Raw genomic sequence first — 13,903 nt, 5'->3', positions numbered from 1 at the left:
ACAACCCCCTACAAAAATAAGAACAGGACATTCGCTATGAAGTGGCAGCCGGTCTGTGACCAGCGTTTCAAACTGGCCGAAGGGCCATTCTGGGATGACCACCACCAGAGCCTTTATTGGGCGGATATCGCCGGATTCCGCGCGCTACGCCTGTATCAGGGCCAAGTGCGGCACTGGCAATTCAACGAGCCCGTCTCCGCTTTCATTCCTACCGTTCAGGGTGATGCGCTGGTCACCTTGGCCAGCGGAGTCTACCGTCTGAATCTGGATTCCCCTGCTGAGCAGCCTGCGTTGTCGCTGCTCTGCGCTGCCGACCCGGTCGAGGGCAATCGCGCCAACGAAGCCCGCTGCGACAGCACCGGGCGTCTGTGGCTCGGCACCATGCAGAACAACCTGGATGTCGAAGGTGGCGACCTGCCGCTGGAGCGCCGTTCGGGGGGGATATTCCACATCGATTCCGATGCACGGGTCACGCCGTTGCTGAGCGGGCAGGGCATCGTCAACACCTTGCTCTGGACTGACGCCGATACGACATTGCTGACGGCAGACAGCCTTGACGGCGTGATCTATCGCTATCCGGTCCTGGCCGACGGCTCCCTTGGCGAACGCCGCATCTGGGCCGCCCAGCATGAGCGCGGCACTCCCGATGGCTCGGCGATGGATGCCGACGGTTACGTATGGAATGCTCGCTGGGGCGGCCATTGCATCATCCGTTTCGCCCCGGATGGCCGCGTCGACCGGGTCATCGAATTGCCGCTCAGCCATCCCACCAGCTGTGTGTTCGGCGGGCCGGACATGACCACGCTGTTCGTCACCAGCGCCAGGCCCGCCAGCGATGCTCTGGAGCTGGATGGCGCAGTATTGCAGCTGGAAACGGACATCAAAGGGCTAACTTCGCACCGTTTTGCCGGTTGAGGAATTCTGAGGCAGAGGAAAGGCTGGGAGGGGCGTGACACTCGGTTACATAGACGTCATTGATAATATGATATGACTGTTTTCAGTCGATCAGCCGGTCGTGTTTCCTCACCCTGGCTGTTACGACGCTCACTGCTGGACGCTGTAGCTAGTCAATAAAAATAAGGAGTTAGCTATGTTGAGTCGCCACGGGATTCGTTCCCTGTGCTGTGCCGCTGTTGCCACCGCCATTGTCGGTATGAGTGGCGGCGCGTTTGCCGCCGATAAGGTCAAGATCGGGTTCCTCGTCAAACAAGCCGAAGAGCCCTGGTTCCAGACCGAATGGGCTTTCGCTGAAAAAGCCGGCAAGGATCACGGCTTCGAAGTGATCAAGATCGCCGTTCCCGACGGCGAAAAAACCCTCTCCGCGATCGACAGCCTGGCCGCCAACGGCGCCAAGGGTTTTGTCATCTGCCCGCCTGATGTGTCCCTCGGCCCGTCGATCGTCGCCAAAGCCAAAGCCAACGACATGAAAGTCATGGCGGTGGACGATCGTTTCGTCGATTCCAAGGGCAAGTTCATGGAAGACGTGCCGTATCTGGGTATGGCCGCTTTTGAAGTCGGTCAGAAACAGGGTTCAGCGATGGCGACCGAGGCGCAGAATCGCAAGTGGGACTGGAAGGAAACCTACGCGATCATCAACACCTACAACGAGCTGGACACCGGCAAGAAGCGCACCGACGGTTCGGTCGATGCACTGAAGAAAGCCGGTCTGCCGGAAGATCACATCCTGTTCACCCCACAGAAAACCCTCGACGTGCCAGGCAGTATGGACGCCACCAACGCGGCCCTGCCTAAGCTGCCAAGCGGCGCGAAGAACCTGATCGTCGGCGGCATGAACGACAACACCGTGCTCGGCGGCGTACGCGCAACCGCAGGTGCCGGTTTTGCGCCTGCCAACGTGATCGGTATCGGCATCAACGGCACCGATGCCATCGACGAACTGAAGAAGAAGGAAAGCGGCTTCTTCGGCTCGATGCTGCCTAGCCCGGACAAGGAGGGCTACAACACCGCCCTGCAAATGTACGAGTGGGTCAGCACTGGCAAAGAACCGCCGAAGTACACCGCGATGGACGACGTGACGCTGATCACCCGCGAGAACTTCAAGGACGTGCTGACCAAGATCGGTCTGTACAAGTAATCCGCGGCGCACTTTGGCACGCCTGATCAGTCAGGCTGACATCCGCAAGGCCTCGCTCCACACCGTTCGGGTGGGGCGAGGAGGAGGTGGTTCATGCAACAGGCATCGGTTCAGCTACAGCAGTCCAGCGGCAGTCTGCGCTTCAATGGGATTGGCAAGACCTTCCCCGGGGTGAAGGCGTTGTCGGACATTAATTTCGAAGCTCGGCCAGGCAGCGTTCATGCGCTGATGGGCGAGAACGGCGCGGGCAAATCGACGCTGTTGAAGATTCTCGGGGGTTCGTATCAGCCCAACAGCGGCGACCTGCAGATCGGCGACCAGCATCTGGCATTCAAATCCACCGCCGACAGTATTGCCGCAGGCATCGCGGTGATCCACCAGGAGCTGCATCTGGTGCCGGAAATGTCGGTGGCGGAAAACCTGCTGCTCGGCCATATGCCCAATCGCTGGGGGATGGTCAATCGGCGCGCGATGGTTCGTCGCGCCCGTGATCTGCTCAAGGGGCTGGCGGATGAAATCGATCCCAATACCCGGCTGGGCGACTTGTCTCTGGGGCAAAGGCAGCTGGTGGAAATTGCCAAGGCCATGTCCCGCAACGCGCACGTGATTGCCTTCGACGAGCCGACCAGCAGCCTGTCGGCGCGGGAAATCGATCGCTTGATGGACATCATCGTCAAGCTGCGCGATGAGGGGCGAGTGATCCTTTATGTGTCACACCGCATGGAAGAAATCTTCCGCGTGTGCGATGCCGTCACCGTGTTCAAGGACGGGCGTTTCGTGCATACCTTCGACGACATGGCCGAGCTGGATCACGATCGTCTGGTGACCTGCATGGTCGGTCGCGACATCCAGGACATCTACAATTATCGCCCGCGCCAGCATCAAGGGCCGAGCCTGCGCGTCACCGGGCTGCTTGGGCCGGGCATTCAGGAACCTGTGAGTTTCGCGGTAGAGAAAGGCGAAGTGCTGGGGTTGTTTGGGCTGGTCGGTGCTGGTCGTACCGAGCTGTTCCGTTTGCTGTCGGGATTGACTCGCAACCAGGCCGGCACCCTTCAGCTGGACGGCAAACCGCTGAATCTGCGCTCGCCGCGCGATGCGATTTCTGCCGGTATTCTGCTGTGCCCCGAAGACCGTAAGAAAGAAGGGATCGTGCCGCTGTCCAGTGTCGCAGAGAACATCAACATCGGTGCGCGCCCCCGGCATGTGCATCTGGGCTGCCTGATTCAGGGTCGCTGGGAGCGCGAAAACGCCAGACACCAGATCCGCTCGATGAACGTGAAGACGCCTTCGCCGGACCAGCAGATGCTGTTTCTGTCCGGCGGCAATCAGCAGAAGGCCATTCTCGGCCGCTGGCTGTCGATGCCAATGAAGGTGTTGCTGCTTGACGAACCGACCCGCGGCATCGATATCGGCGCCAAGTCCGAGATTTACCAGATCATTCATAACCTGGCTGCCGACGGCATCGCGGTCATCGTGGTGTCCAGCGATCTGATGGAAGTCATGGGTATTTCCGATCGCATTCTGGTCATGAGCGAAGGCGCCATCACCGGTGAGCTTTCTCGCGACGAGGCCAATGAACAACGGTTGTTGCAATTGGCACTGCCGCGTACGCGCGGCTGATAACGGGTCACCCAAGTGAAAAATAAAAACGAGGTGCGTATGTCTACCGAAACCAGCCTGACGGCTCCCCGCCAGGGCATGAACATGCGTCGATTCTTCGACGATTGGGCCATGCTCCTGGCTGCATTGGGCATCTTCGTGCTCTGTGCCTTGCTCATCGATAACTTCATGTCGCCCCTGAACATGCGTGGCCTAGGCCTGGCGATCTCCACCGTCGGCATCGCGGCGTGCACCATGCTGTTCTGCCTGGCGTCCGGGCATTTCGACCTGTCGGTCGGTTCGGTTCTGGCGTGCTCCGGTGTCATCGCGGGTATCGTCATACGCGACACTGACAGCGTGTTCCTCGGCGTTTGCGCAGCCTTGGCCATGGGCCTGCTGGTTGGCCTGATCAATGGCATCGTTATCGCCAAACTGCGTATCAATGCCTTGATCACCACGCTGGCGACGATGCAGATCGTGCGCGGTCTTGCGTACATCTTCTCCAACGGCAAGGCTGTCGGTGTGGGCGATGAGGCGTTCTTCGTATTCGGTAACGGCCAGTTGTTCGGGGTACCGGTGCCGATCCTGATCACGGTCGTCTGCTTCGTGTTCTTCGGCTGGCTGCTCAACTACACCACCTACGGCCGCAATTCCCTGGCCATCGGTGGCAACCAGGAAGCGGCGTTACTGGCGGGCGTGCATGTCGACCGGACCAAGATCATCATCTTTGCCGTGCACGGCCTGATCGGTGCGCTGGCGGGCGTGGTGCTGGCGTCGCGCATGACCTCGGGCCAACCGATGATCGGCCAGGGTTTCGAGCTGACGGTGATCTCCGCGTGCGTGTTGGGCGGCGTGTCGCTGAGCGGTGGTATTGGCATGATTCGCCATGTGATCGCCGGGGTGCTGATTCTCGCGATCATCGAAAACGCCATGAACCTCAAGAACATCGACACCTTCTACCAATACGTGATTCGCGGCACCATCCTGCTGCTGGCAGTGATCATCGATCGGTTGAAGCGCCGCTAAACCGTGCTGTTCATAGAGCGTGGTCGGAACTGCGGATCATGCTCCATGGGCGCCGGCGTTGTATATGAAGGGTAGGGCTGGGCGGCTCAGGCCAGTCTTGACGTGACGAATATGAGACGAACCGACGCTTGGGCCAGTTCCTGGGCTTCGGTCCTGATGGCTCCCAGCTCTTTTTTGACCGCGTCGTCCTCTGTGTCACTGGCACGCAGTTCAATCAGCAAGGTCATCTGATACAACGCATCGATGAGCCCGTGAAGATTGCGATGCAGCTGGTGAGTGACCTTGTCCAGATGTTCGGCCTGGGCTGGTTCTGATTCGGTCGAACGGATGACCGAGGCGCCGGATTCGTTTTGCCGGCTGCCCGTCAACACGTAGTTGATGTCCACACCCGCACCGAGGATGCGCAGCAGATAATCGGTCTTGGGTGAGCGAGCTCCACTTTCATAATTACCCTGTGCATTGGTTTCCACACCGCCCACGGCGCCCAACGCGCTTTGTGAAAGTTTCAGACGAGTGCGCTCCTCGCGTAGTCTGGGACCTATCCCGGTCATATATTTCTCCAATGTTGCCTGTAGTTGCCAATGGCTGGACCAGCCGACGACTCACGCGCAAACGCCCTGACTCGATATGGATATTCGCTTGATTGTCAGGTGCTGCGATCGCAGGCGGGCGCACGTACGACGGGCTGACAATAACCAATATCCGACTCCATTGGAATGGATCCAATCTATCGGACAAAAAATTTCATCAAACAGCCGTACGAATGGATGTATAGCGGTTTTTTAACCGTTATGCCTTTGAATGGTTGGATTTAGTAGCAATTCAGCTTTGCGATACTGGCAGGGACGCCGTATGCCAGCGTCCCGAGCCAGCCGGAATTTTCAGGAGGCGCAGCGAGAGTTGGGTTGTCGCGCCCACTCATTGGCGGTTTTGGAAATGCGGTCGGCCAGTGCCGAGACGGCCTTTTGATGCGCCAGTATCAAGCCTTCCATGCTTGCTCCTGCGGGCTCGCGGATTACGCTGCTGCAGGTCATTGTCTGGCGCTTGCTGCCGTTATCGTGACCGCGCAGGCTCAGGTTCCAGACCACGTCGATCAGCGCATACTGGCCGAGCACCGATTCGAACCGTCGCACATCCGTGCGGATCGAAAGCACCGGCTCGTCGCTTTGCTTGGGCAGGCCTGCCAGATCGCGAGAGCCGAAGCGGCGCTCCAGCTCCCCGGTCAAGGCGTCGTGGAACTCGTCGCCCAACGGCGCCCCCCAGCGCTCGTTCTCAAGAATGGCCAGGCTGCCATCTCCCTGACGCACCACCAACGGCGGCTGGTCCACTTGGACCGCCATCAACACCGGTTGCATCTCGAACTGGAAAGGCGCCTGGGCGACATTGGCCGGAGCCTGTGTCGCCGGGGCAATCAGCGTGTAGTAATGCGTCGGCGTCGACGAACAGGCGCCCAGGCCCAATGCGCAGGCCAATACCAGAAGATGAGTACGCACAGTCATTGCACAGGCTCCGGAGCGATTTCGCGAGAAGAGGACGAACCTTTGTACGAGCCGGGAGCCGCGTCGCCCGAGCGTCCGCGGATCAGCGATTCAGGATGGCGGCTGAGGAAGTCGGTCAGCACGCGCACCGAACGGGCAGTGCGTTGCACTTCATCCAGGGCCTGACCCAGTTGCTGACGCGCCGGCGAATCATCCGAAAGCGTTTCGTTGGCAGCGCCGAGGGTCTTCTGCGCCTGCTGCAAGGTACCCGTCATTTGCGGCAAGACCTGGCCATTGACGTTCTTCATGGTTTTCTGCAATTCGATCAGACTGCCATTGAGGTTCTTCGCCAGATCGTCGATCGGGATCTTGCCAAGCTTGTCGACGAACGCTTGAAGCTGTTCCTGCAACTTGTCGAAGCTGCCGCCCACGGTTGGGATTTCCAGGGGGCGTGCTTTGGGGTCGTAGGCGACCTTCGGCGCTTTGGGATCGAAATCCATGGCCACGTACAACTGACCGGTCAGCAGGTTGCCCGTGCGCACTTGCGCGCGCAGTCCGCGCTCGACGAAGTGGCCTAGAACCCGAGAGGTTTGCTCTTCTTTATCGCCAACGCCTGCCTGTTCCCGGAGTTTGTCGTTGGCAGCACCCAGGCGCTGCGGATAGATCACCGCACCGACTATGCCGGGAAAGGTGCCGGTGGCCGCGTCAAAGTCCAGATCCACCGACACCACGCGGCCGATGTTCACGCCCAAAAAGTCCACCGGGGCGTTGGCCACCAGGCCACGCAACGATTGATTGAAGCGCATGCGAATATATTTGGGTTCACCATCGGGTGGCGCCAGGGCGGTTGCCTGGTCCTCGAACAGCTTGAACTCGGCATTGGGGTCGGCAGGCTTGGCGTCCGGGCTGTATTTGGGTTCGCGGAAGGCAATCCCCCCGGAAATGATCGAGGTCAGCGACTGGGTCGATACTTTGAGTCCCGACGCCCCAAGGCTGACGTCGACGCCGCTGGCGTTCCAGAAGCGTGAGTCGGTCAGGACATACTGATCGGTAGGCGAGTTGATGAAGATTTCGACGTTCACGCCTTTGCCATCCTTGGCCAGTTCGTACGCGACCACCTGACCCACCTGAATACGGCGGAAGTAGATCGGTGAGCCAATATCCAGCGAGCCGAGATCGTCGGTATGCAGGATGAAGCGCTTGCCTTTCTCGCCGAAGGTCACCGGTGGAGGATTCTCAAGGCCCTTGAAGTTTTTCTCGGTCTTCTCCGAATTGCCGGCATCGGCACTGATAAAGGCCCCGGACAACAACGTGTCGACACCGGAAACGCCATGTGCGCCGACGCGCGGGCGCACCACCCAATATTGCGAATCGGCTCGGGTGAACGGCGTCGCTGACTGGTTCAGCTCGATGGTCGCCAGAACGTGCGTGCGGTCGTCGCTCAGGGTGATGTCGGTCACCGTACCGATCACCACGTTCTTGTATTTGACCTGGGTTTTCTTGGCCTCCAGACCTTCGGCTGTCAGGAAACTGACCACCACCTTGGGACCGACGTTGAGGAAGTCGTGGATGACCATCGACAGGCCGATGACGCCCGCGACTATCGGGACCAGCCAGACCAGCGAAATACGTGCCTTGCGCGCCTTGACCTGCGGTCGTGCAGGCTCCGGTGCCGATGGGGGTAGGGCGTTATCAGACATCTTCAACCTCTGCGTCCCAGATCAACCGGGGATCGAAACTCATGGCGGCGAGCATCGTCATCACCACCACCAAACCAAAGAACAGGATACCCAGCCGCGGCTCGATGGTGCTGAGCCCGCGAAACTGGACCAAGGCCGCCACCAGGGCGACCACCAAAACATCGAGCATCGACCAGTAGCCGATCAGCTCGATGAAACGATACAGACGCGAACGCTCGCGCATCGCCCATTGACTGCGACGCTGGCAGGTCACCAGCAGCATCCCCAGAACGAGGAATTTGACGCAGGGCACCAGCACGCTGGCAATGAAAATGAGAATCGCAATGTCCCAGGAACCGCCTTCGGCAAACTCGATCACGCCGCTCATGATGGTGTTTTCACTCGCACTGCCCAGCAATGTCGTGAACATCACGGGCAGGGTGTTGGCCGGGATATAGAAAATCAGCCCGGCAATCAGGAACGCCCAGGTACGGACAAGGCTGTTGGGTTTGCGCCGATGCACCGCAGAGTCGCAGCGCGGGCAGTCATGGGCGTCTTCCGGGCAGACGTATCCGCACACATGGCAGAGGGTCACTTTGCGTTCGTGGGCGAAAGGGATGCCATTCATTCGGGCTGAACTCCCAAATCATCCCACAGTCGGCGAATGTCTTTGCCCGCGATCAGCACGATCAGCACCATCAGCATCGCCATGGCCCACAGGCCGACGCCGGGGTGTACGTCGAGCATCCCGCCCAGCTTGATGATCGCCACCAGAATGCCCAGCAGGCAGACTTCGAGCATGCTCCATGGACGCAAATGTTCAAGGGTACGCATGCAGATCTTGAAGCCAGGGGCGATCTCGTCGCGTTGAGCGTGAACCAGTACCCAGAACAGCAAGGCTATCTGCAGAGCGGGCGCGAGGATGATCGCAAGGCCCGCCACCAGTGCAATCAGGGTGATCTGACCCTGAGCCAGCGCCTCGACCGAACCCCATAGCGTCACTTGGTTGTACAGGCCTTTCATGCTGATGCTGATCACCGGAAACACATTGGCGAACACGAACATGATGCCCGCGGCGATGCTCAGCGCCAGCAGCTGTTCGATGGTCATGCGATGCCCGCGGCTAAGCACCCCGGCGCAGCGCAGGCAATACGCGGTCTCGCCCTTGTTCAGGGGCGTGGCGTGGTAGAGCGAATCACAATGCTCGCAGATGATCCACTGCGCGGGGTCGCTCAGCGGTGTCGTGCTGCGGGGCATTGACGCCGTGGTTGAAGAGCTGGACGTGTTCACGATAGTTCGGCTTCAAGGGTGAGCGCACGCAATGGGCGGACCGCAAAGGGATGTATTCCGACGCGATACGAGTTCGTGTTACGGGGAATGAGTGTCATGAACGGCACATTGATGAGTTCGATTGAGAGATTGACCACAATGCCAGCATCGGGTTCGGTGCGATCAGGGAGTATGGGGAAACATCTGAGTGAAAGCACTTTTTCTGGTTGCATAATCAGCGCAGGAGGCGGGGCGAGTTATTGCGGCCTGTGTCGCGGCGAAGCGCGTAATTGTAGCCCGACAGTAAGGGGGGCGGATAGATCCCGTAGTCGCGAGGGTCGCCGGAGGGTAAGGCCGTGAGACCGCAGGCGCCGACGAGCCGGACTGGTACAGGCGAACGATCCGATTGCGCTACAGCTTCGCCCAGAAATCCTCTGCAAAATCACTCAACGTCATGGTTGGCCGGAACAACCGCATTTCGACGGGAATGTCCCAATGTCGATCCAGCGCGCGCACCAGCTTGGCGCTGGCGATCTCCGGCTCTGCCAGGGTTTTCGGCAGCCAGGCAAAGCCCTTGCCTTCCAGCGCCATCGACAGCAACACCGCAGCCAGATGCGAGCTGAAAACAGTGTGCAGGCTGGGCGGCCGAGCTTCTTTACGCAGGCGCGCCGACACGATCCGGCCCAGGCCTGACTCAGCGGTGTAGCCCAGCAGTGACTGTGCGCTCGAGTCGCGATTGGCTTCGACCTGCCGGGCTTGCAAAGGGATCAGCACATCACTGCCCACCACCTTGGAATGAAACGAATCGGCAGCAAATTGCGGCGGCACGTCCGGGTGTTGATGGCATAGCAAAAATTGCACTTCACCGCCCAGTAACATCTGCTCGCAGACCCGCATGTTGTCCGAATGCAGGCGTATCGCCTCAATGGGACTGCTGCGCTCCGCAGCTCGGACCCAGCCGGGAAAGAACGTGAACGACAGCGAATGAGTGGCGGCGAAAAGCAGCGATCGTGCCTGCTTTCCCGCCACTTCGCGCGCTTCCTGGCGCATCTGGTACACGCGCCGGGTCATCTCCTGCGCATTGCCGAGCATGTGCCGGCCGGCATCGGTCAGGGTTGCGCCCTGGGTGGTGCGGTCGAACAGATCGACCCCGACCCATGTCTCCAGCGCCCGAATCCGCCGACTGAACGCTGGCTGGGTCACATGGCGCAATTCGGCTGCGCGTGAAAAGTTGCCGCTCTGCGCCAGCGCATTGAAGTCTTCCAGCCAAACCAATTCCATCGTGATGCCGTCCGCGCATTGAGTGCCGCGTTTTTAGCATTGGCCGCAGCGAAAGGTCCAGGCCTAGAGTTGAGCCCGCCTGGAGCGCGAGCCCCACGATTGCTGCGCCCCTTTACCCATAACAACAGGAGTTACCCATGCGTATTGTCGACATTCGCGAAAAGACGGTGTCCATTGCCTCGCCGATTGCCAACGCCTACATCGATTTTTCCAAGATGACCTGTTCGGTGGTGGCCGTGGTTACCGATGTCATTCGCGATGGCAAACCGGTGATCGGCTACGGCTTCAACTCCAATGGCCGATACGGTCAGGGTGCGCTGATGCGTGACCGTTTCCTGGCGCGCGTGCTGGAAGCCGACCCGGAATCGCTGATCGACAAAGAGCGCAACAACCTTGACCCGTTCGCCATCTGGAAGGCCCTGATGACCAACGAAAAACCCGGCGGCCATGGCGAGCGCTCGGTGGCCGTCGGCACCATCGACATGGCGGTATGGGACGCCGTGGCGAAGATCGAGGGCAAGCCGCTGTATCGTCTGCTGGCCGACCGTTATCGCGATGGCGTGGCCGACGATAAGGTCTGGGTTTACGCGGCAGGCGGTTACTACTATCCCGGCAAAGACCAGACCAAACTCAAGGCCGAGATGCAGAGCTACCTGGATCGCGGCTACGACGTGGTGAAAATGAAGATCGGCGCCGTGCCCTTGGCCGAAGACCTGCGCCGTATCGAAGCGGTGCTGGAAGTGGTGGGCGACGGTCAGCGTCTGGCGGTGGATGCCAACGGTCGTTTCGACCTGGAAACCGGCATCGCCTACGCCGAAGCGATCAAGCCGTACAACCTGTTCTGGTACGAAGAGGTCGGCGATCCGCTGGACTATGCGCTGCAGGCTGAACTGGCCAATCACTATGAGTTGCCCATGGCCACGGGCGAAAACCTGTTCTCCCATCAGGACGCCCGCAACCTGCTGCGTCACGGCGGTATGCGCCCGGATCGCGACTACTTGCAGTTCGATTGCGCCCTGTCCTATGGCCTGGTGGAATACCTACGCACGCTTGACGTGATGAAGGAGCTCGGTTGGTCCACCCGCCGCGTCGTGCCTCACGGTGGGCACCAGATGTCGCTGAACATCGCGGCCGGTCTGCATCTGGGCGGCAATGAATCGTATCCGGACGTATTCCAGCCGTTCGGTGGTTTCGCCGATGGCATTCGTGTCGAAAACAGCTACGTCGGCCTGCCGGATATCCCGGGGGTGGGCTTCGAGGCCAAGTCGGCGCTGTACGCGGTAATGCGTGAGTTGGGCGAGGGCGCCTGATCTACCGACTTACCCCTGTAGGAGCGCGCTTGCCCGCGATTAACCTGTGTGTGGCAACTAATCTGGTGCCGCCAAATCGCATCGCGGGCGGCGCGCTCCTGCAAGTTCTGTATGGCCTCGTGGATTTTGCGACACCGCCATGACCTGCAGCCCCATCGCACCGAATCCGGGGCGCGTCGGAAAGTCGCATGTCTGACCTGCCAGCGCTCGGCACGCAGCAGTATTCGTCGGCAGCGGGCCGGTCGCGTTACAACTGGTGAGGATGCGCGGTGGTAGACTCTCGCCACTTCAGACGAGGAGCGACACACGTGCGCAAGATGGCAATGATGGTGGCGGTATTGATGTTGGCAGGTTGCGACGGCGGTAAACCGGCAACGCCGGCAAAGGTCCCGACCACCGATTCAGTCGCGGAAGCACCGACCCCGGCTTCGCCACAATGGACCATTCGCGTTCATTTGAAAGAAGCCCTGAGCGACATGACCTACTGGCTGGTCGAGCACCACTATCCCTCTTACGTGGTCAAGGTCGAAGGCAAGGAAGTCGTCATGATCGGCCCGTTCGATTCCCAGGACAGCGCCGAAAAGGCCAAGACTGATATCGATGCGGCGTTGGTCAAGGGGCATCGCCTGTCGCAACTGGAAGTCATCCCGCCCAGATCCTGAGGGTCCGATGCACGATGTAAGGCGACACCCCGCCGTGGCTGTGCCACCCTGATTCACGTGCTCGAATACTCGAGCGCGTGAACCGGGAATCGCCGATATGGACGAGATTCAACGCCTCAGCGAGTTGCTGGTCGCTAATCAGCGCTACGAAGAGCAGAAGCACCAACGTTTTCACGATGATCTGGCGCAGTGGAATGTCAGCATCGATGCCCTCTACGAGCAGGTCCAGACCTGGCTCAAGCCCCTGGCCGACGCAGGCCAAACCTCCTTCGAGTACGAGCCGCACCTGGCCCAGAGCAAGGGCTATCCCGATGAAAACTCACCGTTCCGAACCCGCCGCATGAGTTTCTATCTGGGCACGCACACGGTTGCGTTTGTGCCCGATGCCATGGGGACGAAAGGGCAGGTGAGCATTTCGGTCAGCGGTTTGAGTTTGCATGGGCAAGAGAAATATACCCTGCTGCTGGATGCGGGACGTCATGACTGGATGTTGAGGAAAACGGTGGGGGTCAAGGACGCCGAACCTGTGGCGTTTACAGCGGACTGTTTCGGCAAGTTGTTGCAGGGCGTGGTGCCACGGCGGGACGTCTGATGAAGCGCTGAATCTGTACGATCCCCTGTGGCAGTCCGGGGCCAGCGGCAGCGTTTTGGCCACGCCACCGCCGGCAAACCGGGCTGCTACAGGAGCGGGGTCAATGCTGGATCAGGACGCGCATGCACAGCATCAACGGCGACCCAGCAGCAGGCCTACCACCAGACCGAAACCGGCCGAGACCGCTACGGTCTGCCATGGGTGGCCGCCGATGTAGGTTTCGGTGGCCTCAACGGCAGGCTTGGTTTTATCACGCACGCTGCCCAGGGAATCGACGGCTTGCCTGAGCTTCTGGCTCAGCTGCTCACGCACGGTTTCTGCCTCTTCGCCGACCAGCGAAGCGCTGTCCTTGAGCAGTTTGTCGGATTCTTCGATGAGGGCCGCCAATTCGCTGAATGCTTGATCCTGGATCTGTTCGGCGGCGTTTTGGGCAGCAGTTTTACGAGCCATGGCAAATTTCCTTTCAGTTGATGATGGCAGTGAGCAATGGAGTCGCGGGGGCCGGGAAAAGTTGCAGGGTATTTCCGAGGCGGCGCAAAAAGTGCGACGAATGTGATCGGGCATCACCGGTGGCGGGTGTAAGATGCTGACGCTTTCCAGCCGATCTTCGGCTGTAATCGGAGCGTTACGTTTTTGCAACCAGAGGTAGACGTCATGAGTTTCAACCTGGCCAACAAGTCCCTTGCCGAGCGTGCCGTGATCGAGGACGAGAAATCCCGTCTGTTCGAGCTGTGGCAGAGCAATCTGGGCAAGGCCAAGGGCGAAGCCGCCCGACTGATGGGCGAGCGCGCCAAACGCAAAGGCAAGTGGTCGGAGTGGGTGCGGGCAGAGCTCGATGCCATGTCGCCGCCTGAATACGCCAACATGGTGCGCGCCGAGGTCAATCGCCTGGTGGCTGCTGCACGCGGCTGA

At 59.9% G+C, this 13,903-nt stretch carries 15 protein-coding genes; 8 read left to right on the top strand and 7 right to left on the bottom strand.

Translation table 11 applies throughout. The annotated features are described in order from the left end of the window. Positions 1-36: 36 nt before the first annotated feature. The 4 genes from CE491_RS06480 (at position 37) to araH (ending at position 4,720) form a co-directional block, all read left to right on the top strand. The gene (locus tag CE491_RS06480; RefSeq protein ID WP_110947528.1) at positions 37-915 is read left to right on the top strand and encodes an SMP-30/gluconolactonase/LRE family protein; all 879 of its coding nucleotides are present in this window, start codon (positions 37-39) and stop codon (positions 913-915) included. Positions 916-1,090: 175 nt separating this feature from the next. Next, the gene (locus CE491_RS06475; RefSeq protein WP_110947527.1) at positions 1,091-2,095 is read left to right on the top strand and encodes a substrate-binding domain-containing protein; all 1,005 of its coding nucleotides are present in this window, start codon (positions 1,091-1,093) and stop codon (positions 2,093-2,095) included. Between the two features lie 93 nt (positions 2,096-2,188). After that, on the top strand, positions 2,189-3,715 hold the full coding sequence (gene araG, locus CE491_RS06470) for an L-arabinose ABC transporter ATP-binding protein AraG (RefSeq protein ID WP_110947526.1): 1,527 nt from the start codon (positions 2,189-2,191) through the stop codon (positions 3,713-3,715). 39 nt (positions 3,716-3,754) lie between these two features. Beyond that, complete coding sequence (gene araH, locus CE491_RS06465; RefSeq protein ID WP_199885014.1) at positions 3,755-4,720, top strand: L-arabinose ABC transporter permease AraH; 966 nt, start codon at positions 3,755-3,757, stop codon at positions 4,718-4,720. An 86-nt stretch (positions 4,721-4,806) separates the two neighbouring features. Here the strand turns inward: araH and CE491_RS06460 are convergent, their stop codons facing one another. The 6 genes from CE491_RS06460 to CE491_RS06435 form a co-directional block, all read right to left on the bottom strand. Next, positions 4,807-5,271 (bottom strand): helix-turn-helix domain-containing protein, encoded by a 465-nt coding sequence (locus CE491_RS06460; RefSeq protein ID WP_110947524.1) that lies wholly within the window; start codon positions 5,269-5,271, stop codon positions 4,807-4,809. A 330-nt stretch (positions 5,272-5,601) separates the two neighbouring features. Next, positions 5,602-6,219 (bottom strand): PqiC family protein, encoded by a 618-nt coding sequence (locus CE491_RS06455; protein ID WP_110947523.1) that lies wholly within the window; start codon positions 6,217-6,219, stop codon positions 5,602-5,604. Next, the gene (locus tag CE491_RS06450) at positions 6,216-7,898 is read right to left on the bottom strand and encodes a PqiB family protein (protein ID WP_110947522.1); all 1,683 of its coding nucleotides are present in this window, start codon (positions 7,896-7,898) and stop codon (positions 6,216-6,218) included. Before CE491_RS06450 ends, CE491_RS06455 begins: the two co-directional genes overlap by 4 nt. Then, entirely contained in the window at positions 7,891-8,505 is a 615-nt protein-coding gene (locus CE491_RS06445; protein ID WP_110947521.1) for a paraquat-inducible protein A, read from the bottom strand. The genes CE491_RS06450 and CE491_RS06445 overlap by 8 nt, the downstream gene beginning before the upstream one ends. After that, the gene (locus CE491_RS06440; RefSeq protein WP_110947520.1) at positions 8,502-9,134 is read right to left on the bottom strand and encodes a paraquat-inducible protein A; all 633 of its coding nucleotides are present in this window, start codon (positions 9,132-9,134) and stop codon (positions 8,502-8,504) included. Before CE491_RS06440 ends, CE491_RS06445 begins: the two co-directional genes overlap by 4 nt. A gap of 423 nt (positions 9,135-9,557) precedes the next feature. Then, the gene (locus CE491_RS06435; RefSeq protein WP_110947519.1) at positions 9,558-10,427 is read right to left on the bottom strand and encodes a LysR family transcriptional regulator; all 870 of its coding nucleotides are present in this window, start codon (positions 10,425-10,427) and stop codon (positions 9,558-9,560) included. A 137-nt stretch (positions 10,428-10,564) separates the two neighbouring features. On the opposite strand from CE491_RS06435, the gene CE491_RS06430 reads away from it, so the two are divergent. The 3 genes from CE491_RS06430 to CE491_RS06420 all read left to right on the top strand — a co-directional run bounded on the left by CE491_RS06430 (position 10,565) and on the right by CE491_RS06420 (position 12,991). Then, the gene (locus CE491_RS06430) at positions 10,565-11,737 is read left to right on the top strand and encodes a mandelate racemase/muconate lactonizing enzyme family protein (protein ID WP_110947518.1); all 1,173 of its coding nucleotides are present in this window, start codon (positions 10,565-10,567) and stop codon (positions 11,735-11,737) included. A gap of 308 nt (positions 11,738-12,045) precedes the next feature. Next, complete coding sequence (locus CE491_RS06425; protein WP_110947517.1) at positions 12,046-12,399, top strand: hypothetical protein; 354 nt, start codon at positions 12,046-12,048, stop codon at positions 12,397-12,399. Positions 12,400-12,496: 97 nt separating this feature from the next. Then, on the top strand, positions 12,497-12,991 hold the full coding sequence (locus tag CE491_RS06420) for a hypothetical protein (RefSeq protein ID WP_110947516.1): 495 nt from the start codon (positions 12,497-12,499) through the stop codon (positions 12,989-12,991). A gap of 132 nt (positions 12,992-13,123) precedes the next feature. Here the strand turns inward: CE491_RS06420 and CE491_RS06415 are convergent, their stop codons facing one another. After that, positions 13,124-13,441: a DUF883 family protein gene (locus tag CE491_RS06415; RefSeq protein WP_110947515.1), complete on the bottom strand. Its 318-nt coding sequence runs from the start codon at positions 13,439-13,441 to the stop codon at positions 13,124-13,126. 204 nt (positions 13,442-13,645) lie between these two features. Here CE491_RS06415 and CE491_RS06410 point away from each other — a divergent pair, with 204 nt between their 5' ends. Beyond that, complete coding sequence (locus CE491_RS06410; protein ID WP_110947514.1) at positions 13,646-13,903, top strand: hypothetical protein; 258 nt, start codon at positions 13,646-13,648, stop codon at positions 13,901-13,903.

The organism is Pseudomonas bohemica, from assembly GCF_002934685.1.
Taxonomy (GTDB): domain Bacteria; phylum Pseudomonadota; class Gammaproteobacteria; order Pseudomonadales; family Pseudomonadaceae; genus Aquipseudomonas; species Aquipseudomonas bohemica.
This window is presented reverse-complemented; position numbering and strand designations above follow the sequence as displayed.

Excerpts from the sequence above, each read along its gene's own strand:
- CE491_RS06455 (WP_110947523.1), bottom strand. The coding sequence starts at position 6,219 with ATGACTGTGCGTACTCATCTTCTGGTATTGGCCTGCGCATTGGGCCTG.
- CE491_RS06410 (WP_110947514.1), top strand. The coding sequence starts at position 13,646 with ATGAGTTTCAACCTGGCCAACAAGTCCCTTGCCGAGCGTGCCGTGATC.
- CE491_RS06420 (WP_110947516.1), top strand. The coding sequence starts at position 12,497 with ATGGACGAGATTCAACGCCTCAGCGAGTTGCTGGTCGCTAATCAGCGC.
- CE491_RS06430 (WP_110947518.1), top strand. The coding sequence starts at position 10,565 with ATGCGTATTGTCGACATTCGCGAAAAGACGGTGTCCATTGCCTCGCCG.
- CE491_RS06450 (WP_110947522.1), bottom strand. The coding sequence starts at position 7,898 with ATGTCTGATAACGCCCTACCCCCATCGGCACCGGAGCCTGCACGACCG.
- CE491_RS06460 (WP_110947524.1), bottom strand. The coding sequence starts at position 5,271 with ATGACCGGGATAGGTCCCAGACTACGCGAGGAGCGCACTCGTCTGAAA.
- CE491_RS06440 (WP_110947520.1), bottom strand. The coding sequence starts at position 9,134 with ATGCCCCGCAGCACGACACCGCTGAGCGACCCCGCGCAGTGGATCATC.
- CE491_RS06480 (WP_110947528.1), top strand. The coding sequence starts at position 37 with ATGAAGTGGCAGCCGGTCTGTGACCAGCGTTTCAAACTGGCCGAAGGG.
- CE491_RS06445 (WP_110947521.1), bottom strand. The coding sequence starts at position 8,505 with ATGAATGGCATCCCTTTCGCCCACGAACGCAAAGTGACCCTCTGCCAT.
- CE491_RS06415 (WP_110947515.1), bottom strand. The coding sequence starts at position 13,441 with ATGGCTCGTAAAACTGCTGCCCAAAACGCCGCCGAACAGATCCAGGAT.
- araH (WP_199885014.1), top strand. The coding sequence starts at position 3,755 with ATGTCTACCGAAACCAGCCTGACGGCTCCCCGCCAGGGCATGAACATG.
- CE491_RS06435 (WP_110947519.1), bottom strand. The coding sequence starts at position 10,427 with ATGGAATTGGTTTGGCTGGAAGACTTCAATGCGCTGGCGCAGAGCGGC.
- CE491_RS06475 (WP_110947527.1), top strand. The coding sequence starts at position 1,091 with ATGTTGAGTCGCCACGGGATTCGTTCCCTGTGCTGTGCCGCTGTTGCC.
- araG (WP_110947526.1), top strand. The coding sequence starts at position 2,189 with ATGCAACAGGCATCGGTTCAGCTACAGCAGTCCAGCGGCAGTCTGCGC.